18 protein-coding genes are annotated in these 19068 nt (G+C 73.6%); 7 read left to right on the forward strand and 11 right to left on the reverse strand.

The window, feature by feature from the left end:
• Positions 1 to 348 (forward strand): NTP transferase domain-containing protein (locus AB0C87_RS28825; RefSeq protein ID WP_360580422.1); only part of this gene is annotated, 348 nt, incomplete at its 5' end.
• 49 nt (positions 349 to 397) lie between these two features.
• Entirely contained in the window at positions 398 to 670 is a 273-nt protein-coding gene (locus AB0C87_RS28830; protein WP_345181158.1) for a DUF6457 domain-containing protein, read from the forward strand.
• Here the strand turns inward: AB0C87_RS28830 and AB0C87_RS28835 are convergent.
• Positions 667 to 909 (reverse strand): hypothetical protein, encoded by a 243-nt coding sequence (locus tag AB0C87_RS28835; RefSeq protein ID WP_345181160.1) that lies wholly within the window; start codon positions 907 to 909, stop codon positions 667 to 669. The two genes, AB0C87_RS28830 and AB0C87_RS28835, sit on opposite strands and share 4 nt — an antisense overlap.
• 252 nt (positions 910 to 1161) lie before the next feature.
• Between AB0C87_RS28835 and AB0C87_RS28840 the strand changes: the two genes are divergently transcribed.
• Entirely contained in the window at positions 1162 to 2610 is a 1449-nt protein-coding gene (locus AB0C87_RS28840; protein WP_360580423.1) for a DHA2 family efflux MFS transporter permease subunit, read from the forward strand.
• On the opposite strand, the gene AB0C87_RS28845 is transcribed toward AB0C87_RS28840, so the two are convergent.
• Both AB0C87_RS28845 and AB0C87_RS28850 read right to left on the reverse strand, forming a co-directional pair.
• Complete coding sequence (locus AB0C87_RS28845; protein WP_353834881.1) at positions 2539 to 3849, reverse strand: FAD-dependent monooxygenase; 1311 nt, start codon at positions 3847 to 3849, stop codon at positions 2539 to 2541. The genes AB0C87_RS28840 and AB0C87_RS28845 overlap by 72 nt on opposite strands.
• The gene (locus tag AB0C87_RS28850) at positions 3839 to 4639 is read right to left on the reverse strand and encodes a tryptophan 2,3-dioxygenase family protein (RefSeq protein ID WP_345181167.1); all 801 of its coding nucleotides are present in this window, start codon (positions 4637 to 4639) and stop codon (positions 3839 to 3841) included. The genes AB0C87_RS28845 and AB0C87_RS28850 overlap by 11 nt, the downstream gene beginning before the upstream one ends.
• A 137-nt stretch (positions 4640 to 4776) precedes the next feature.
• Here AB0C87_RS28850 and AB0C87_RS28855 point away from each other — a divergent pair, with 137 nt between their 5' ends.
• Positions 4777 to 5880, forward strand: a complete 1104-nt coding sequence (locus tag AB0C87_RS28855; RefSeq protein ID WP_345181169.1) for an alpha/beta hydrolase — start codon at positions 4777 to 4779, stop codon at positions 5878 to 5880.
• A 1-nt stretch (position 5881) separates the two neighbouring features.
• Here the strand turns inward: AB0C87_RS28855 and AB0C87_RS28860 are convergent, their stop codons facing one another.
• Both AB0C87_RS28860 and AB0C87_RS28865 read right to left on the reverse strand, forming a co-directional pair.
• Entirely contained in the window at positions 5882 to 7153 is a 1272-nt protein-coding gene (locus AB0C87_RS28860; protein ID WP_360580425.1) for a hydroxyacid-oxoacid transhydrogenase, read from the reverse strand.
• A 33-nt stretch (positions 7154 to 7186) separates the two neighbouring features.
• Positions 7187 to 7672, reverse strand: a complete 486-nt coding sequence (locus AB0C87_RS28865) for a MarR family transcriptional regulator (protein WP_345181233.1) — start codon at positions 7670 to 7672, stop codon at positions 7187 to 7189.
• Between the two features lie 89 nt (positions 7673 to 7761).
• Between AB0C87_RS28865 and icmF the strand changes: the two genes are divergently transcribed.
• Positions 7762 to 10989, forward strand: a complete 3228-nt coding sequence (gene icmF / locus AB0C87_RS28870; RefSeq protein WP_360580427.1) for a fused isobutyryl-CoA mutase/GTPase IcmF — start codon at positions 7762 to 7764, stop codon at positions 10987 to 10989.
• A 13-nt stretch (positions 10990 to 11002) separates the two neighbouring features.
• Positions 11003 to 11773, forward strand: coding sequence for a helical backbone metal receptor (locus tag AB0C87_RS28875; protein ID WP_360580429.1), 771 nt, complete (start codon positions 11003 to 11005; stop codon positions 11771 to 11773).
• Here the strand turns inward: AB0C87_RS28875 and AB0C87_RS28880 are convergent.
• The 5 genes from AB0C87_RS28880 to AB0C87_RS28900 form a co-directional block, all read right to left on the reverse strand.
• Complete coding sequence (locus AB0C87_RS28880) at positions 11770 to 12360, reverse strand: TetR/AcrR family transcriptional regulator (RefSeq protein ID WP_360580430.1); 591 nt, start codon at positions 12358 to 12360, stop codon at positions 11770 to 11772. The genes AB0C87_RS28875 and AB0C87_RS28880 overlap by 4 nt on opposite strands.
• Positions 12344 to 13099 (reverse strand): 3-oxoacyl-ACP reductase FabG, encoded by a 756-nt coding sequence (fabG, locus tag AB0C87_RS28885; RefSeq protein WP_345181179.1) that lies wholly within the window; start codon positions 13097 to 13099, stop codon positions 12344 to 12346. Before fabG ends, AB0C87_RS28880 begins: the two co-directional genes overlap by 17 nt.
• Before the next feature lie 16 nt (positions 13100 to 13115).
• Entirely contained in the window at positions 13116 to 14267 is a 1152-nt protein-coding gene (locus tag AB0C87_RS28890; protein WP_345181181.1) for an acyl-CoA dehydrogenase family protein, read from the reverse strand.
• Positions 14268 to 14358: 91 nt separating this feature from the next.
• A complete protein-coding gene (locus AB0C87_RS28895; protein ID WP_360580432.1) occupies positions 14359 to 16368 on the reverse strand; it encodes a substrate-binding domain-containing protein in 2010 nt (669 codons plus the stop codon).
• A 568-nt stretch (positions 16369 to 16936) separates the two neighbouring features.
• The gene (locus AB0C87_RS28900) at positions 16937 to 17272 is read right to left on the reverse strand and encodes a DUF3099 domain-containing protein (RefSeq protein ID WP_360580433.1); all 336 of its coding nucleotides are present in this window, start codon (positions 17270 to 17272) and stop codon (positions 16937 to 16939) included.
• A gap of 68 nt (positions 17273 to 17340) precedes the next feature.
• Here AB0C87_RS28900 and AB0C87_RS28905 point away from each other — a divergent pair, with 68 nt between their 5' ends.
• Positions 17341 to 17553, forward strand: a complete 213-nt coding sequence (locus AB0C87_RS28905; RefSeq protein ID WP_185024725.1) for a dodecin — start codon at positions 17341 to 17343, stop codon at positions 17551 to 17553.
• 127 nt (positions 17554 to 17680) lie between these two features.
• Here AB0C87_RS28905 and AB0C87_RS28910 read toward each other — a convergent pair whose 3' ends face one another.
• On the reverse strand, positions 17681 to 19063 hold the full coding sequence (locus AB0C87_RS28910; protein WP_360580529.1) for a metallopeptidase TldD-related protein: 1383 nt from the start codon (positions 19061 to 19063) through the stop codon (positions 17681 to 17683).
• Between the last annotated feature and the right edge of the window lie 5 nt (positions 19064 to 19068).

Consider the following 19068-nt stretch of genomic DNA (forward strand, 5'->3'; position numbering starts at 1 on the left):
GTGCCCGCGCTGCGCGCCGGGCTCGCCGAGGTCCGCGCGCCGAGGCTGGCGCTGCTCGCCGCCGACCTGCCCTTCCTCCGCCCCGCCCACGTCGCGGCGCTGCTGGAGGCGGCGGCGGAACGCGACGGGGCCGTCCTGGTGGACGGCGACGGCCGCGAGCAGTGGCTCGCGGGCTGCTGGCGCGCCGGCGCCCTGCGGACGGCGCTGGCGGGCTACGACGGCGCTTCCCTGCGCGGCCTCCTCGGCCCCCTGGACCCCGTGCCGGTCGCCCTGCCCCCGGACGCCCGCCCCGCGTGGTACGACTGCGACACCCCGGAGCAGCTGGCCGCCGCCGAGCGCCTGCTTTGATCGTGCGAGAGTGGGCACACCACCAGCACCATGCTCGAAGGGGGAACCCATGTCTGTCCTTGAGGACTGGCTCAGCGCGGCGTGCCTCGAACTGGGGCTGGAGCGCGGGGACGTCGACCAGGGCCTCGTCCTGGACCTCGCACGCGACGTCGCCCACAACGTCGCGCGGCCCGGCGCGCCGCTGACGGCCTACCTGCTCGGCCTCGCGGTCGGCCGCGGCGTGCCGGCGCGGGACGCCGCCGCCCGGCTGACCGAGATGGCCGAGGGCTGGCGGGCCGAGGTGCCCGAGCAGGCCGGCGAGCCGGTTCTGGACGACGCCTAGCCGCGCCCGGCGGGCTCGTCGCGCTCCGCGACCGGCACCACGTCCTTCAGGAAGTCCCGGCGGGACAGGAACGCCGACAGGCTCTCGCGGTGCTCGTCGCAGGCGAGCCAGACCTTCCGCCGGTCCGGCGTGTGAATCTTGGGGTTGTTCCACCGCAGCGCCCACACGGCGTCGGCACGGCACCCCTTGGCGGAGCACTGCAGTTCCTCAGGGCCGTTCCCCGGATCGGCGTTGGTCATGAGGCGAGCTTAGACACCTCCAGAGGCCGCGAAAACGACTCACCCGCCCGCGACCTCAGCCACCCACCACCGCAACGGAACGACAACCCCAACGGTTTCGATCGCATCCGAAGGCAGGGCCGGGGGCGGAGACGCGAGCGAAGCGAGAACCGGATCGCGCAGCGAGCCTCTGGGCGAGTCGGAGCAGTGCCAGCGATCGCCGCGTTTTTCGACGATGGAGGGCCCCCGGGCTCGAAGGAGGAGAACAAGGCAATGGACAGGCGGTGGCGAGCGCTATCTGTGTGCCTTGTTGCGGCGTTCATGACGCTGCTGGACGTCAGCATCGTCAACGTGGCGCTGCCGTCGATCCGGGCGGGTCTGCACGCGTCCGACGCCCAGTTGCAGTGGATCCTGTCGGGGTACGCCCTGACGTTCGGGCTCGTCCTCGTCCCGGCGGGGCGGCTCGGTGACGCCCGCAGCCGCCGGGCGGTGTTCATGTCCGGGCTCGCCCTGTTCACGGCGGCGAGCGCGGCGGCGGGCGTCGCCCCGACGATCCTGCTGCTCGTCCTCGCCCGGCTCGTGCAGGGCGTCGCGGGCGGCATCCTCAACCCGCAGGTCGCCGGGCTCATCCAGCAGCTGTTCCGGGGCGCCGAGCGCGGACGGGCGTTCGGGGCGCTCGGCGCCGTCATCGGGGTCGCGACCGCCGTCGGCCCGCTGCTCGGCGGCGGGCTGATCGCGATCGCCGGATCGGCGGAGGGCTGGCGGTGGGTGTTCTACGTCAACATCCCCGTCGGGATCGCGGCACTGTTTCTGGCGTGGCGGCTGCTGCCCGCCCCGGTCTACGGGCAGCGGCAGGGCCTGGACCCGCTCGGGGTGCTACTGCTGGGCGCGGGGGTCCTGTGCGTGCTCCTGCCGCTCGTCCAGGAGCAGCAGTGGCGGGGCGCCCTGAAGTGGCTGCTGATCCCCGCGGGCGCCGCGCTGCTGGTGGCCTTCGCGGCCTGGGAGCGCCGGGCGCGGACGCCGATGGTCGTCCTCTCGCTGTTCCGCCTCCGCTCCTACACGCTGGGTACGGCGATCGCGCTGCTGTACTTCGCCGGGTTCACCGCGGTGTTCTTCATCTTCACCCTCTACCTGCAGAACGGCCTCGGCTACAGCGCGCTCGGCGCGGGCCTCGCCATCACCCCCTTCGCGGTCGGGTCCGGTGTGGCGTCCGCGCTCGGCGGCCGGGTCGTCTCCCGGTTCGGCCGCCCCCTCGTCGCCGCCGGCCTGTGCCTGGTGCTCGCGGGGCTCGGCGCGGCGTGGCTCGCGGTCGAGCTGAGGCCCGGCGCCGGCGTGGCCTGGGCGACCGCGGCGCCGCTGCTGCTGGCCGGGCTCGGCACCGGCCTGGTCATCTCGCCGAACCAGACGATCACGCTGTCGGAGGTGGACTACACCGAGGGCGGCAGCGCGGCGGGCGTCCTGCAGACCGGCCAGCGGGTCGGCACCGCGATGGGGATCGCCGCCGTCGGGGCGGTGTTCTTCGCCACGCTGGCCGGCACCGGCGGGGAGTGGGCGGCCGCCTTCCGGCACGGGCTGATCGTCGTGCTGGGGTTCGTGCTGGCGGCGCTGGCGGCGGCCGTCGCCGATCTGGCGGCCGGCCGCCGCCCGGCGTCAGCGCCGCCGGGCGAGGGCCCGCAGTCCGAGGCCGAGGGCCGCCGCGGAGCCGAGGGCGGCCGCGGCTAGCACCCGGTTCTGCCGCCTGATCCGCGCCGGGATCCGGGCGTACGGGATCGTCGAGAACGACACCAGCTCGTAGCGGGAGACGTAGCGTCCGGCCAGGCGGCGCTCCAGCGCGTGCGTCGCCGCCTGCTTCGCCCGGTAGACCGGCGAGGACACCCGGTCGCGCATCTCGACGAAGTTGTCCAGCGCCATCTCGGCGATCGCGTCGGTGTTGGCCTTGCGCCGCTCCTGGTAGAGCCGCAGCGCGCGGGCCCAGTCGCCGCCGGTCTCGGTCAGGCACCGGTCGATCTCGATGCAGTCCTCGAACGCGCAGTTCGCGCCCTGCCCGAAGAACGGCACGATCGCGTGCGCGGCGTCGCCCAGCAGCGCCACCACGGCGCCGTCGCCGGACCGCGTCCACGGCCAGCACCGGACGGTCACCAGCGACCCGACCGGGTTGCGCTCGTAGTCGTCCGCGAGTTCCGGCATCAGGCCCGCCACGTCGGGATAGTGCCGCTCGAAGTAGGCGGTGACCTTCTCCGGGGAGTCGAGGGCGGCGAAGTCCTCCTTCGGCCAGAACAGCGTGCAGGTGAAGGAGCGGTCCAGGTTCGGCAGCGCGATCATCATCGAGGTCCCGCGCGGCCAGATGTGCAGGGCGTCGGGGTCGAGCGCGAACCCGCCGTCCTTCGGCGGGACGGTCAGCTCCTTGTAGCCGTGCTCCAGGAAGTCGGCGTCCTCGTCCAGGCGCAGCGACCGGCGGACCGCGCTGTAGGCGCCGTCCCCGGCCAGGACGACGTCGGCGGGCTCGGGGGCCGCGTCCTCCAGCAGGAGGGCGCCGGCCTCGACGTCCACGCCGGTGACGCGCTGGGAGAACCGCAGCGTGACGCCCGGCGTGCTCTCGGCGGTGTCCAGCAGCGACCGGTTCAGCTCGGCGCGGCTGATGGAGTTGATGGCGCGCTCCCCGTCGGCGCTGTAGGGCTGGAAGTTCCGCGCCCCCGACAGGGGGTGCACCATCCGCCCGTGCATGGGCAGCGCCTGCTTGAGCGACCGGTCGCGCAGGCCGACCTGCTCCAGCGCGGCCAGGCCCCGCGCCGAGACCGCCAGGTTGATCGAGCGTCCCCGCTCGGCGCCCGCGACGCGCGGGTCGGGGCGCCGCTCGTACACCGTCACCGCGAGGCCGCGGCGGCCGAGCAGCACCGCGAGCAGGCAGCCCGCCAGGCCCGCCCCGACGATCGCGACCCGCTCGCCGCCCTCAGCCGCCATGGGCGGGGACCTCCTCGGTCTGGGAGCGGACCTCCCACAGGTCGGGGAAGGCGGGGGCGAACAGGGTGCTGCGCAGGTAGTCGGCGCCGGCCGACCCGCCTGTGCCGATCTTCGCGCCGATCGTCCGCTCGACCATCTTCAGGTGCCGGTACCGCCACTCCTGGACGCCCTCGTCCACGTCGACGAGCGCCTCGCAGACCTCGGCGGCCGGCCCGGACTCGTCCGCGTAGACGGCGAGCAGGACCTTCTGCACCCCGGGGTCGGGCTCCCACGGCCGGGAGAAGTCCCGCTCCAGGGCCTCGCGCGGCACCGGGTGGCCGCGCCCCGCGAGGTAGCGCAGCAGCGAGTCGAACACCGAGGGGCGGGACACGGCCGCCTGGAGCCGCTCGTCGCCGCGCAGGTCGGAGGCAGGGAAGGAGCGGCGCCCGAGGACGGCCTCGATCTCGCGGAACTGCTCGCTCTGGAAGCCGCTGGAGCTGCCGAGCGCGTCGCGGAACGAGGCGAACTGCCGGGGGGTCATCGTCTCCAGGACGTCCAGCTGCCCGACGACGGTCTTGAGGATCTTGGCGATGCGGCGGGCGGTGTGCAGCGACCCCCCGCTGTTGCCCTCCTCCAGCCGGCGCTGCAGCAGCGCGGCCTCGTGCAGGATCTGCTTGAACCACAGCTCGTAGACCTGGTGGATGATCACGAAGAGCAGCTCGTCGTGCGCCCGGGTCTTCGGCTCCTGGCACGACAGCAGGTCGTCGAGCCTCAGATAGCCGCCGTACGTCATCGTCGGCGAATCCGCCATCACGCCTCCTTGCGACACAACGGATGTGATTCGCAGCATATGGGATGGATCAGCACGTCCAGGCGGTGGGTGGTCGTGCGGAGGCGATACCCCCTACTGTTCAGAACCTGATTCGGCAACGGGCCGGGAGGCGCCGGATGGGCGAGATCGTCAGGGAGTTCGTGGGGCTGCCGTCGCCCCTGGCCGGCCGGGCGGGCGCGGGCGGCCACCCGTGCCAGGGGATCTACCACCGCCCCGCCGGGGCCGCCCCGAGGACCGCGTTCATCGCGGCCCACTACAACGTCGACTTCTCCGAGCACTACCTCGCCGAGCACCTCGCGGCCCGCGGCCACGGCTTCCTCGGCTGGAACACCCGCTTCCGCGGCAACGAGGCGTACTTCCTGCTCGACCACGCCCTCGCGGAGATCGGCGAGGGCGTCCGCTGGCTCCGCGAGCGGGCGGGCGCCGAGCGGATCGTCCTGCTCGGCAACTCCGGCGGCGGCTCGCTGATGGCCGCCTACCAGTCCCAGGCCGTCGAGCCCAACGTCACGCCCGTCGCGGGGATGCGTCCGGTCGCCGCCATCGAGGACCTGCCCGCCGGTGACCTGTTCGTCGCGCTCGCCGCCCACTCCGGCCGCCCGGAGGTCCTCACCGCCTGGATGGACCCCTCGGTCACCGACGAGACCGATCCGCTGTCGGCCGACCCGTCCCTGGACCCCTTCGACCCCGGCAACGGCCCCCCGTACAGCGCGGAGTTCCAGGCCCGCTACCGCGCCGCCCAGCGCGCGCGCAACGAGCGCATCACCGACCGGGTCCTCGCCCGCCTGGACGCGCTGAAGGGCACCCGCGCCCGCGACGCGCTGTTCACCGTGCACCGCACCTGGGCCGACCTGCGGATGGTCGACCCCGCCATCGAGCCGTCCGACCGCGAGCCCAACCGCTGCTACCTCGGCGACCCCGCCAAGGCCAACTACGGCGTGTTCGGCATCGGCTCGCTGTGCACGCTGCGCTCCTGGCTGTCGATGTGGAGCCTGCGCACCTCGCAGTGCACCGCCGCCCCGCACCTGGCGCGCATCACCGTCCCGTCGCTGGTGGTGCACGCCACGGCGGACGAGTGCGTCTACGAGAGCGACGCCCGCGCGATCTTCGACGCCCTGGCCGCGTCCGACCGGACCCTCCACCGCATCAGGGACACCCACTACCTGCCGGACTCCCGGCCCGAGGCCGCCGACCTGGTCGACGCCTGGGTCCGCGCCCGCTGAGTCACCACAGCCGCAGCGACCGGGTGAAGATCCCGGCCACGGCCTCCTCGTCCACCGGACGCGGCGAGGTCGCCAGCAGCCGCTGCTGCTTCATCGCCCCCTCCACCAGCGCGGGGACGTCGCCCTCCCCGTATCCGACACCGCCGATCCCGTCCGGGATGCCGATGTCGCGCATCAGCCGCAGCACCGCCAGGGGCAGGTGCTCGGCCGGGTCGTCCGGCCGGTCCATCCGCGGGTCGAGCAGCTCCGCGGCCCGGACGTGCCGCTCGGGGCGCGCCTCGAAGGTGAACCGGAACGCCTCGGGCGCGGTCAGCGACACCGACATGCCGTGCGGGACCATCGCCTCCCCGCCGGGGTAGCCGTCCAGCCGGAAGTCCCTGACCTGCCCGGCGATGGGGTAGGCGTTGGCGTGCGGGATGTGCACGCCGGCGTTGCCGAACCCGAGCCCGGCGAACGTCGCCGCGAGCGCCATGTCGGTGCGCGCCTCTCGGTCGTCCCCGTCCGCGACGGCCCGGCGGAACGACCGCGACAGCAGGCTCAGCGACTTCTCGGCCCACATGTCCGACACCGGGTTGGCCCCGCAGTACGGCACCCGCTCCTCGGGCCTCTTGCGCTCGTACCGGTCGTAGGGGCGCGCGGTGTAGCTCTCCAGGGCGTGGCACAGGATGTCCATCCCCGCCGACGCGGTCACGCCGGGCGGCTGCGACAACGTCAGCTCCGGGTCCACCACGGCCAGCGCCGGCCGCAGCCGCGGGTGGCTGATGCCGGTCTTGACCCGCAGGTCCAGGACGTCCAGGACGCAGACCGTGGTGCTCTCCGCGCCGGTGCCCGTCGTGGTGGGGACGGCGACCAGCGGCAGCAGCGGCCGCTCCGGCGCCCGTCCCGCCCCCACGGGCGGGTTCAGGTAGTCGGCGAGATCGCCCTCGTTGGTCGTCAGGAGGTTGACGGCCTTCGCGGTGTCGATGCTCGACCCGCCCCCGACCGCCACGTAGGCGTCGTAGGGGCCGGTCGCGCGGGCGTGCTCGACCGCCGCGCGCATGCTCGCGTCCGTCGGTTCGACGCGCACGCCCTCGAACACCGCGGCCTCGATCCCGTAGGCCCTCATCGCGTCCGCGATCCGGTGCGGCCCGCCCGTCGCCGCGATCCCCGCGTCGGTGACGACCAGCACCCGCCGCGCCCCGAACTGCGCCAGGTCGAACCCGATCTCGTCCGCGGCCCCGCTCCCGAACTTCAGCTGCGGCGCCCCATAGGTGAAGACCGTCTCGCTCGTCATCTTCCCAAGGTGCCACAGCCCCCGGCAGGGGGATCAGTCCAGATCTCCGGTGGCCATGCGGACGCGGCGCAGGGCGGTGGTGATGTCGGCGGCCTCGGCGGCGGGGAGGCCGGCGATGCCGAAGCCGGACTCGTTGAGGGCGAGCGTGGCCTCCTCGGCGAGGTCGCGGCCCGCGGGGGTGATGGTGGCGAGGACGACGCGGCGGTCGTCGGGGGAGGGGCGGCGGCCGACCAGGCCCCGCTGCTCCAGGCGGCCGATCACGTTGGTCACGGACGCGGGGTGCACCATGAGGCGGGCGCCCATCTTGCCCATGGGGAGGGTCCCGGTGCGGGCGAAGGCGAGCAGGCGCAGCGCCTCGTAGGCGGCGAACGTCAGCCCGTACGGCTTGAGGACGGCCTCGATCCGGCTGAGCAGGATCTGCTGGGCCCGCATCACCGAGGTGACGGCCGCCATGCGGTCGGCGTGCTCGGGCCAGCGGCCGCTCCACTGGCGGTGGGCCTCGGCGATGGGATCGGGCATGTCGGGCACCGGGCCACCGTATTCGGTCTTGACTGCGTCGCGCACGGAAACTATTTTAACTTCCAAATATTGGATGTCCAAGGGTTGAGGTGGAGACGGTGACGCGGGAGCTGCACGCGCCGGTGCACCCGGTGCGCTTCGTGACGGCGGCGGCGCTGTTCGACGGCCATGACGCGGCCATCAACATCATGCGGCGCATCCTGCAGTCCCAGGGCGCCGAGGTGGTGCACCTGGGGCACGACCGCTCCGTCCGGGAGGTCGTCGACGCGGTCCTGGAGGAGGACGCGCAGGGCGTGGCGATCAGCTCCTACCAGGGCGGCCACGTCGAGTACTTCGAGTACCTGTCGCGCAGCCTGAAGGAGGCCGGCGCCGAGCACGTGAAGGTGTTCGGCGGGGGCGGCGGCGTCATCGTGCACGAGGAGATCGCGCGGCTGTCGGACGCCGGCGTGCGGATCTTCTCCCCGGAGGACGGCCAGCGGCTCGGCCTGCCCGGCATGATCAACGAACTGGTCCGCGAGTGCGACGTCGACCTGGCCGCCGAGCCCGTGCCGGCCGACGCCGTGGTGGCGGGGGAGCGGCGCGCCCTCGCCCGGGCCATCACCTGCCTGCAGGCCGGCGGCCTGCCCGGGGACGACCGCGCGCGGCTCGCCGAGGCGGCGGCCGGGCGGCGCGTCCCCGTGCTGGGGATCACCGGGACGGGCGGCTCCGGGAAGTCGTCGCTCACCGACGAGCTGGTGCGGCGGCTGCGCGTCGACCAGGGCGACCGGCTGCGCGTCGCGGTGCTCGCCGTCGACCCGACGCGGCGGCGCGGCGGCGGCGCGCTGCTCGGCGACCGGATCAGGATGAACTCCCTGGACGGCGACCGCGTGTTCTTCCGCTCGCTGGCGACCCGGGGCTCGCGGGAGCTGCCGGAGAACGTCGAGGACATCGTCACCGCCTGCAAGGCCGCCGGATACGACCTGGTGGTCCTGGAGACGCCTGGCATCGGGCAGGGCGACGCCGCGATCGTCCCGCTGGTCGACGTGTCGCTGTACGTGATGACGCCGGAGTTCGGCGCCGCGTCCCAGCTCGAGAAGATCGACATGCTCGACTTCGCGGACGTGGTCGCCATCAACAAGTTCGAGCGGCGCGGCGCGGCCGACGCCCTGCGCGACGTGGGCCGCCAGCTCGTGCGCAACCGGGAGGCGTTCGGTCAGCGGCCCGAGGACATGCCGGTGTTCGGCACCAGCGCCGCCACGTTCAACGACGACGGAGTCACGGCGCTCTACCAGCACCTCGGCGGGCTGCTGGCGGAGCACGGCCTGCGCCTGGAGGACGGAGCGCTCCCCGAGGTCGGAACCAAGGTGTCCACCGGCGCCGCGACCGTCATCCCGCCGAACCGGGTGCGGTACCTGTCCGACATCGCCGAGACCGTCCGGAACTACCACGCCGACACGGTGACGCAGATGGAGGCGGTCCGGCGCGTCCAGCGGCTGGACGAGGTGCGCGCCGAGCTGACGGACGCCTCCGAGGTGGAGGGCCTGCTGGAGAAGGCGCGCCGGGACGTGGAGCCCGCGAACGCCGAGCTGGTCGAGGGGTGGCCCGCCGTCGTGGAGTCCTACTCCGGCGACGAGCAGGTCGTGAGGATCCGGGACCGGGAGCTGCGCACCAAGCTCACGCGCGAGTCGCTGTCGGGCAGCCGGATCCCCCGCGTCGCCCTGCCGCGCTACACCGACCACGGCGAGCTGCTGCGGTTCCTCCGCAACGAGAACCTGCCCGGCCGGTTCCCGTTCACCGCCGGGGTGTTCCCCTTCAAGCGCGACAACGAGGACCCCGCCCGCATGTTCGCGGGCGAGGGCGACCCGTTCCGCACCAACCGACGCTTCAAGCTGCTGTCGGAGGGCCAGCCCGCGACGCGCCTGTCCACCGCGTTCGACTCGGTCACCCTGTACGGGCGCGACCCCGACGAGCGCCCCGACGTGTACGGCAAGGTCGGCACGTCCGGGGTGTCGATCGCCACGCTGGACGACATGAAGGCGCTGTACGACGGGTTCGACCTGTCGTCGCCGACCACCTCGGTGTCGATGACCATCAACGGTCCCGCGCCCACGATCCTGGCGTTCTTCCTCAACACGGCCATCGACCAGGGGCTGGACGCCTTCTACGAGGAGAACGGGCGGGAGCCGTCCGAAGAGGAGGCCGCGCAGATCCGGGCGGGCGTCCTGTCGACCGTGCGGGGCACCGTGCAGGCCGACATCCTCAAGGAGGACCAGGGGCAGAACACCTGCATCTTCTCCACCGAGTTCTCGCTGCGGATGATGGGCGACATCCAGGAGTGGTTCATCGCCAACAAGGTCCGCAACTTCTACTCGGTGTCCATCTCCGGCTACCACATCGCCGAGGCCGGGGCGAACCCCATCAGCCAGCTCGCCTTCACCCTCGCCAACGGCTTCACCTACGTCGAGTCCTACCTGGCGCGCGGCATGGACGTCGACGACTTCGCGCCCAACCTGTCGTTCTTCTTCTCCAACGGCATGGACCCCGAGTACAACGTGCTGGGACGCGTGGCCCGCCGCATCTGGGCCGTCGCCATGCGCGACCGGTACGGCGCGAACGAGCGCAGCCAGAAGCTCAAGTACCACGTCCAGACATCCGGTCGCTCCCTGCACGCGCAGGAGATGCACTTCAACGACATCCGCACGACGCTGCAGGCGCTCATCGCCATCTACGACAACTGCAACAGCCTGCACACCAACGCCTACGACGAGGCCGTCACCACGCCGACGGCCGAGTCGGTGCGGCGGGCCCTGGCGATCCAGCTCATCATCAACCGCGAGTGGGGCCTGGCGATGAACGAGAACCCGCTTCAGGGGTCGTTCATCATCGACGAGCTGACCGACCTGGTCGAGGAGGCGGTGCTGGCGGAGTTCGACCGCATCAGCGAGCGCGGCGGCGTCCTCGGCGCGATGGAGACCGGCTACCAGCGCGGCCGCATCCAGGACGAGTCGATGCTGTACGAGCAGCGCAAGCACGACGGCTCCCTGCCGATCGTCGGCGTCAACACCTTCCGCGGCCCCGAGGCCGGCGACGGGACGCCGCAGACGATCGAGCTCGCCCGCGCGACCGAGGACGAGAAGCGCTCCCAGCTCGACCGCGTCCACGCCTACCAGGGGGCGCACCGGGACGAGGCGCGGGCCGCCCTCGCCGCGCTCAAGGACGCGGCCCGGTCCGGCGAGAACGTGTTCGCGGTGCTGATGGACGCGGCGCGCGTGTGCAGCCTCCAGCAGATCACCGACGCTTTCTTCGAGGTCGGCGGCCAGTACCGCCGCAACGTCTGACGCCCCGCCGCCGATGGCCGTCCACGACGACACCGGCGCCCCGGCCCGTCTCCCGGACCGGGTGCGCCGCGTCGTGTCGATCGTCCCGTCCCTGACCGAGGCGGTCGCGGCGACCGCGCCGGAGCTGCTCGCCGGCGCCACCGACTGGTGCACCCGCCCCGAGGGCCTGGACGTGCCGCGGGTGCGGGGCACCAAGAACCCCGACCTGGAGAAGATCATCGGGCTGCGGCCCGACGTCGTCGTCGGCAACACCGAGGAGAACCGGCCCGCCGACGTCGCGGCGCTGCGCGCGGCCGGCGTGCCGGTGTGGATGACGCGGATCCGCACGGTCGAGGAGGCGCTGGCGTCGCTGGGGCGCATGCTCGCCGAGGCGTGCCGGGCACCGGCGCCCGGCTGGCTGGCGGAGGCGTCCCGCGTCTGGGCGGAGGTCGAACCCGGCGAGCCCCGGACGGCGGTGGTCCCGATCTGGCGGCGGCCGTGGATGGTCGTCGGGCGCGACACCTTCGCCGGCGACGTCCTGGCCCGGCTCGGCGTGTCCAACGTCTACGCCGGGCATCCCGAGCGCTACCCGAAGATCCCGCTCGGCGAGCTGAACGCGGCCGGCGCGGACCTGGTGGTCCTGCCGGACGAGCCGTACCGCTTCACCGAGGACGACGGGCCCGAGTCCTTCCCCGGCATCGACGCCGCGCTCGTCAGCGGCCGGTTCCTCACCTGGTACGGCCCGTCCCTGATCGAGGCCCCGGCCGCCCTCGCGGAAGGGCTCGCCGCGGCCCGCCCCCGCTAGCCGGTGCGGCGCGCGAACATGGCCTCCACGCAGCGGGCCATGCGCTCGTCGAGCTCCTCGGCGGGCAAACCGATCTCCCGCGCGAGGTGCTCGCGCAGCAGCGTGTACCCGTAGACCGTGGACGCGATGGCCGCCTGCACGGCCGCCACGTCCTCGACCGGCAGCTCGCCGCGCGCCGCCTCCGCCGCGAGGTCCTCCCGGCCGGCGCCCCGGTTGAGCAGGACCCGGGGGCGGTCGTCGCCGTCCAGGACGAGCAGCGTCGCCAGACGGACCGGCTCGGGGTTGCGCAGGCTCGTCCAGAACAGCCGCGACAGCCGCTCCCGCAGCGGCAGCCCTGCCGCGTCCACCGCGTCCTCGGCGTTCGGGCGCGAGCGGTGGAACAGCGCCGAGCGCAGCAGCGCCCGCCGGGAGCCGAAGTACTGGTAGACCAGCCCGCGGTTGACCCCGGCCTCGTCGGCGACCTGGCGCAGGTTCAGCCCGGCGAGGACGCCGCCGCGACGCAGCAGCGCGACCGCCGCCGCGCGCAGCGACTCCTCCGTCCTCTCCCGGTCGCGCGCCCGGGGCGCCCCGTCACGCGCGGGGACCACCGGCCACATAGATGACCTGCCCGGACACGAAGGACGCGTCGTCGCTCACCAGGAACGCGACGGTCCCGGCGATGTCCTCGGGCACGCCGACGCGCCGGACCGGGATCTCCTTGGCGGCCGCGGCCTTGAAGTCCTCGAAGTCGACGCCGACGCGGGCGGCGGTCGCGGCGGTCATCTCGGTGGCGATGAACCCGGGCGCGATCGCGTTGGCCGTGACCCCGAACCTGCCCAGCTCGATCGCCAGCGTCTTGGTGAACCCCTGGAGGCCCGCCTTGGCCGCCGAGTAGTTGACCTGGCCGCGGTTGCCGAGGGCCGACACCGACGACAGGTTCACGATCCGACCCCAGCCGGCCTTGGTCATGTGCTCCTGCGCGGCGCGGGTCATCACGAACGAGCCCCGCAGGTGCACCGACATGACCGAGTCCCAGTCGTCGTCGGACATCTTGAACAGCAGGTTGTCGCGCGTGATGCCGGCGTTGTTCACCAGGACGACGGGCGGGCCGAGCTCCGCGGCGACGCGCGCCACGGCGGCGTTCGCCCGCGCGGTGTCGGCGACGTCCACGCCGACGGCGAGCGCGGTGCCGCCCTCCCCGGCGATCGTCTCGACGGTGCCGGCGCAGGCGGCCTCGTCCAGGTCGCAGACCGCGACGGCGAACCCCTCCCTGGCGAGGCGGACGGCGGTGGCGGCGCCGATGCCGCGCGCGGCGCCGGTGACGATGGCCACCCGGGTGTCGGTCATGTGCGCAGCCCTTCCGTCAGACCTGGATGTCCTTGGCGATGATGGTCTTGAGCACCTCGCTGGTGCCGCCGTAGATCCGGGCGACCCGGGCGTCGGCGTACAGGCGCGCGATCGGGTACTCCAGGATGTAGCCGTAGCCGCCGTGCAGCTGGAGGCACTTGTCGACGACGCGGGCCTGCACCTCGGTGCAGAACAGCTTGCAGACGGCGGCGTCGGCGGGGGTGAGCTCGCCGGCGTCCAGTGCCTCGATGCAGCGGTCGACGAGCGAGCGGGCGGCCTCGACCTCGGTGGCGCACTCGGCCAGCACGAACTTGGTGTTCTGGAACGACGACACGGTCTTGCCGAAGACGGTGCGCTCCTGGACGTACCGGCGGGCGAACTCGACGGCGGCGGCCGCCGACGCGTAGGAGCTGGTCGCGATGCCGAGGCGCTCCTCGGCGAGGTTGTGCGTCAGGTACTCGAACCCGCGGCCCTCCTCGCCGAGCAGGTCCTCCACGGGCACCCGGACGTCGGTGAACGACAGCTCGGCGGTGTCGGAGCTGCGCAGCCCGATCTTCTCCAGCTTGCGGCCGACCGCGTAGCCCTCGCTCCGGGTGTCCACGGCGAGGATCGACAGGCCCGCCCGGCGGTTCTCCGGCGTGGCCGGGGACGTCCGCGCGACCACGAGCACCCGGTCGGCGAGGACGCCGCCGGTGATGAACGTCTTGGCGCCGTTCAGGACGTAGTGGTCGCCGTCCCGCCGCGCCGTGGTCTGCATGCCGGCGAGGTCGGAGCCGGTGCCGGGCTCGGTCATCGCGATGGCCGTCATCATCTCGCCGGACACGAACGGCGGCAGCCAGCGCTTCTTCTGCTCCGGCGACCCGTACTTCAGCAGGTAGGGCAGGACGAGGTTGACGTGCACGCCGTAGCCGCCGAAGCTCACGCCGGCGCGGGCGCACTCCTCGGAGATCACGGCCTGGTACTTGAAGCTCGTCTCGCCCGCGCCGCCGTACTCCTCGGGCACCTGGATGCCGAACACGCCGAGCTCGCCGAGCTTGGTGTAGAAGTCGCGCGGCGGGTGGCCGGCGTTCTCCCACTCCTCGTAGACCGGGGCCACCTCGGCCTCGATGAACGCCCGGATCGTGTCCCGGAAGGCCTCGTGGTCCTCGTTGAAAACGGTGCGGCGCACGCCGTGCCCCTCTCGCCAGCGTTGTTAACAGAACGCTAAGTTAACTCGAAGGTAGTTCTAGAATCAAATGCGAGAGGGGTGCGCGGGCAGGTCAGCAGTCGGGTTCGCAGACCCGGCGCGAGACCGCCCTGAGGAAGATCGCCTGGATCTGCCCGGGCGTCCGGGCCACGTAGGCGTCGCCGTGCGTCACCTGCGCGATCCGCCGCAGCTCGTTGACGTCCACGTCCGATCCGTAGCCGAGCATGTTGACCTGGACGGGCCGCTCCGGGTCGTACTCGCGCCGCATGTGGGCGAGCGTCTCCTCCAGGGACGGGCCGCGCGGGTCCTCGTTCCTCCCGTCCGTCCACAGCAGGACCGAGTTCACGTACTCCGGCTTGTAGGTCCGCTTCATGTGGTCGAACGCCGCCATGACCGTGTCGTACAGCCCGGTGTCGCCGTGCTCCTTCACCCGGATCCGCGCGAACGCGCTCAGCACGAGCTGCCGCCGGGTCGCCGAGCCCAGCCGCTCGTCGAGCGGTCCCACGCTGACCAGCTCCCGCCAGTCCCGGCCGCCCTGGAGCTCCGTGGAGAAGATCCACTGGCCGAGCTCGCTGTCGTCCGGCAGCAGCGCCAGCCCGCTCTGGGCCGTGCGCACCGTGGACTGCAGCCGCGTCACGCCGGGCCCGACCTCCTCGTCCATCGACCCCGACACGTCGATGATGCTCAGCATCCGGATGCTCAGCGACAGCTGGGCCCACGACTGCATGGTGCGCCGCACCTCCGCGGCGGGCGTGTCGGGGAGCGCCACCGGGGGCTGCGGATCCAGCCCGGTCCGCGGGGAGAACGACGCGGGCGCGGTTCCGCCGGGCGTCCGGAAGCCCAGCCGCTGGAGGTCCTCCCGGGCGGCCCTGCCCGCGAGCTCCTTCTCGAGTAAGCGCGCCGCGCTCGCCTTGGCCCGGTCCTGCGCCAGGACGGTGAACGGGTGGTCGAGGTAGACCGTCCCCTCGGCCGGGTACACGGCGACCGCCGCCTCGGCCGGGCGCCGCGCGTTGTAGGCGAACACCGCCTGCTCGGGCGCCATCGCGACCGGGTAGCGGTCCGCCTCGCCCCGGCCGGACGAGGCGGACGCCGCGAACGCGGCGAACTCGGCGTCGACGGAGACGGCGACGCCCTCCCGGATCGTGCGGACCACCCCGGTGAACGACGCCTCGCCGCCGGGGGCGCCGCCCAGCAGCGCACCCGCCAGGATCAGCGAGCCCATGCCGGTCGCGCTGCGGGCCGGATCGGGGACCTGGAGCCGGAGCAGCCGCGGCGGGATCACCCCGGCGTCGTCGGCCGGATCCCGTCCGGCGTCCGGGGCCGTCCCGGCCGCGGCGAGCAGGTCCTTCCACGACGGCCGCTCCGGGGCGCCGAGGTTGCGCAGCTGCGTCGCCAGGCCGCGCGGCACGGCCAGGACGATCGGAGTCGAGGCGATCCCGGCGGACCGTCCCGAGGCGCCGCCCGCCGGGGCGTGCCCGGAGCCGCCGACGAGCGCGGTCCAGAGCGAGGAGTCGGGGATCCAGACGTCCGGCCTGCGGGCGACGCCGGCCACGCCCTTGCCGGACAGCAGCGTCGCGACCGCGGCGGGGTCGGCGGCGCGCACACGCGCGCGGGCGCACCGCCCGCCCGCCTCGCGGCGCGCGTCGTTGAAACGCCGTGCCGCCCGCACGACCGCCGGTGCGACGTCCGGCGCCGCGGCCACGTCGAGCGTCACCGCGCCGCCGGAGCAGCCGTCGCCCGTCGAGGCGATCGCGTACGCGCCGAACCCGGTGAGCAGCACCAGGCCGACGGCGCCCGCCAGCGGCCCGAGCAGGACGCCGCCGATCCGCCGCGGCGGCCGGCCCCCGCCCAGCGCCCACGGCCCCCGCGGCTGTTCGGCGGCGTGCGCCGGGCCCGGGCGACGGGGGGACCGGTCGGGTCTGCTGAAGGCGTCGAAGGGCTCGTCCTCCCGGTCGCCCGGCGTGCTGCGGGGCGGGAGCCCGGCCGGCTGCGAGGCGCCGAGGAAAGGGGTGGGGGACGCGGGGCCGCCCGGCTCCGGCAGGTTCCTGGGCGCCCACTCGGGCACGTCGTCGAAAGCGCTCATGGCCGATCTCCGTTTCCCGGGCGGGGCTGCGGGCCGTGCCGCGCCCGGGGGCGGACGGCCCGCCACTGAGACACATGGTCGATATGTCTCAGGCGAGGCAGCTGTGATGTTCGTCTCGACAGCCGCCTTCGTCAAGGGGGCGCCGCTCAGCAGTACGCGGCGGGCGGCGGGAAGGATCGGCCCGCGCCCGGCCGCCCTGGCGAAGGGGCCCGCGCGGCAGCGCCCGGGCCCCGCGATTCCGGGCGCGAAAGGATGTGAAATGACCCGTTTTGGGGGCATGGCCGGACCAGGACAGCGCGGAGGGCTTGCGTTCTCGCGAGGATGTGCCCGGCCCGGACAGGTCGGTCAAGCGAAGGTGCGGGGGAGGTCATCCGTGAGCATGGGAGGCGTCAACGGGATCCCCGGGCAAATAAAAGCGGCGCCGGGTGGATACGGGGGCAATCCACCCGGCGCCGCATCATCGGTGTTCCGACGGGGGCCCGGAACACCGGCACGGGCGCTCCGACGGGGGACCAGAGCGCCGGTACAAATCGTACACCGAAACCCCCCGCGGTTAGTCAAGAGAATGTCACGACCGGATTTCTGGTCGCTGTCCGGAAACCGGCTTCTGTTCCCGGCGGTGATGGTCGTCGAAGGCCGCCCGGGCGGTCGGTTCGCGACCCCCGTTCGCGAAGATCACGGCGACGTAGGGGAGCACCGCGGCGCCGACCACCATGAGCAGCGCGAGCCACCACGGCGCGCCCGCCACGGCGGCCACCACCGCCCCCACGAAGCAGATCGTGCGGACGCCCATGGACATCAGGTACCGGCGCTGGCGGTGGCCGATGTCCTCCGACATGGGGCGGGGAGCGTCGGTGACCGTGTAGACCGCCGGCTCGCGGTGGTGGCGGTGATTGACCTTCACCATTCCACGGTAAGCCCATGGAGGCCGACCCGCACCGGCGGCACCGGGCAAAACATCTGGAGGAGTCGATGACCGATCGCACGTACCGCGTGACCGAGATCGTGGGGACCTCGCCGGAGTCCGTCGAGGCCGCCATACGCAACGGCGTCCGGCGCGCCTCGCAGACCCTGCGGCACCTCGACTGGTTCGAGGTGACCGAGGTCCGCGGCCATATCGAGGACGGCGAGGTGGGCCACTTCCAGGTCACCATGAAGGTCGGCTTCCGCCTGGAGGACGCCTGACGCGCGCCGGGCCCGGCGCCGGGGCCGCCCCGGCGTCCGGCCCGCCGCGCCGGGGAGGGCGGGGGCGCCGGCGCCGGGACCGGCCCGGCCCCGGCGACACCCTCGCGCCGTCCCCGGCCGCGGCGGCTCAGGTGGCCTGGCTCACCGTCGACATGTGGAAGTCGGGGACCCGGATCGCCGGCATGGCGGTGCGGGTGAAGTAGTCCGACCACTCGCGCGGCAGCGTCGGCCCCGTCTCGCCGACCTCGGAGATCCGCGACAGCAGGTCGACCGGGCTCTCGTTGAACCGGAAGTTGTTCACGGCCCCGACGACCTCGCCGTCCTCGACGAGGTAGACGCCGTCGCGGGTGAGGCCGGTCAGCAGCAGGCTCTGCGTGTCGACCTCCCGGATGTACCACAGGCACGTCAGCAGCAGCCCGCGCTCGGTGCGGGCGATCATTTCCTCCAGGGACGCGCCGCCGTCCGGACCCCTCATCGACAGGTTGTCGACGGCGGGGGTGAGCGGCAGGCCGGTGCGCTCGGCGGAGTGCCGGGTCTGGGCGAGGGACGCGAGGGCGCCCTCGCGGATCCAGTCGGTGGGGCCGAGCGCGAGCCCGTTGTCGAACACCGAGGACTCGCGGCTGGAGGCGTGCGCGATGACGAACGGGGCGCACTGCATGCCTGGCGCGGCCGGGTCGCTGGACAGGGTGACCGGCAGGTCGCTGAGCCGCTCCCCGACGCGGGTGCCGCCGCCGGGGGCGCTGAACACCGTCCGGCCGTCCTGCGCGTCCTGGGCGCCCGCCGACCAGTACAGGTAGATCATCAGGTCGGCGACGGCGGACGGCGGCAGGATCGTCTCGTACCGGCCGGCCGGCAGGTCCACGCGCCGCTCGCCCCACTCCAGCCGCCGGGCGAGCCCGCCGGTGAGGCCGGCGACGTCGACGTCGGTGAAGTCGCGGGTGCCCACGCCCGCCCACGCCGAGCCGCCCGCGCCCTTGGCGTTCAGCTCCAGCAGCCCCGTGGGCTGGTCGTGGCGCAGCCGCAGCCCCGCCGAGGAGCCGAGGAACGTCGAGGTGAGGACGTGGTTGGCGAACCCGTACAGGCGCCGGTCGCCGTCCTGCGCGGCGGCGAACGCCTCGCCCAGCGCGGGAGCGAAGCCCTCGAACACCCCGATCCCGGTCTCGGCGGGCTCGTCGTCCCATCCGGCCGCGCCGGAGGGCGGCCCCTCGGAGACCAGCGGCCGGGCGTCCTCGGCGGCCTCGTTGCCGGCGGCGTCGGCCTCGGCGGCGCGCACCAGGTCCTCGATGCCGTCGGCGCCGACGGCCGACCGCGACACCACGCCCGCCGCCACGCCGTCCGCCGTGTTCCGCAGCGCGATGACGGTGAGGCGGCTGGAGCGGGTCACGCCGTTGGTGGTCAGGGTGTTGCCCGCCCACCGCAGGTTCGCGGTGCTCGCCTCGTCGGCGATGACGACGCAGTCGTCGGCGCGCGACAGCGACAGGGCCCGCTCGACGGCCTCCTGCGGCCTGATCGTGC

The organism is Actinomadura sp. NPDC048021 (assembly GCF_040653135.1).
GTDB lineage: Bacteria > Actinomycetota > Actinomycetes > Streptosporangiales > Streptosporangiaceae > Spirillospora > Spirillospora verrucosospora.

Excerpts from the sequence above, each read along its gene's own strand:
- AB0C87_RS28850 (WP_345181167.1), bottom strand. The coding sequence starts at position 4,639 with ATGGCGGATTCGCCGACGATGACGTACGGCGGCTATCTGAGGCTCGAC.
- AB0C87_RS28840 (WP_360580423.1), top strand. The coding sequence starts at position 1,162 with ATGGACAGGCGGTGGCGAGCGCTATCTGTGTGCCTTGTTGCGGCGTTC.
- AB0C87_RS28865 (WP_345181233.1), bottom strand. The coding sequence starts at position 7,672 with ATGCCCGATCCCATCGCCGAGGCCCACCGCCAGTGGAGCGGCCGCTGG.
- AB0C87_RS28830 (WP_345181158.1), top strand. The coding sequence starts at position 398 with ATGTCTGTCCTTGAGGACTGGCTCAGCGCGGCGTGCCTCGAACTGGGG.
- fabG (WP_345181179.1), bottom strand. The coding sequence starts at position 13,099 with ATGACCGACACCCGGGTGGCCATCGTCACCGGCGCCGCGCGCGGCATC.
- AB0C87_RS28860 (WP_360580425.1), bottom strand. The coding sequence starts at position 7,153 with ATGACGAGCGAGACGGTCTTCACCTATGGGGCGCCGCAGCTGAAGTTC.
- AB0C87_RS28905 (WP_185024725.1), top strand. The coding sequence starts at position 17,341 with ATGACCGATCGCACGTACCGCGTGACCGAGATCGTGGGGACCTCGCCG.
- AB0C87_RS28855 (WP_345181169.1), top strand. The coding sequence starts at position 4,777 with ATGGGCGAGATCGTCAGGGAGTTCGTGGGGCTGCCGTCGCCCCTGGCC.
- AB0C87_RS28845 (WP_353834881.1), bottom strand. The coding sequence starts at position 3,849 with ATGGCGGCTGAGGGCGGCGAGCGGGTCGCGATCGTCGGGGCGGGCCTG.
- AB0C87_RS28895 (WP_360580432.1), bottom strand. The coding sequence starts at position 16,368 with ATGAGCGCTTTCGACGACGTGCCCGAGTGGGCGCCCAGGAACCTGCCG.
- AB0C87_RS28875 (WP_360580429.1), top strand. The coding sequence starts at position 11,003 with ATGGCCGTCCACGACGACACCGGCGCCCCGGCCCGTCTCCCGGACCGG.
- AB0C87_RS28835 (WP_345181160.1), bottom strand. The coding sequence starts at position 909 with ATGACCAACGCCGATCCGGGGAACGGCCCTGAGGAACTGCAGTGCTCC.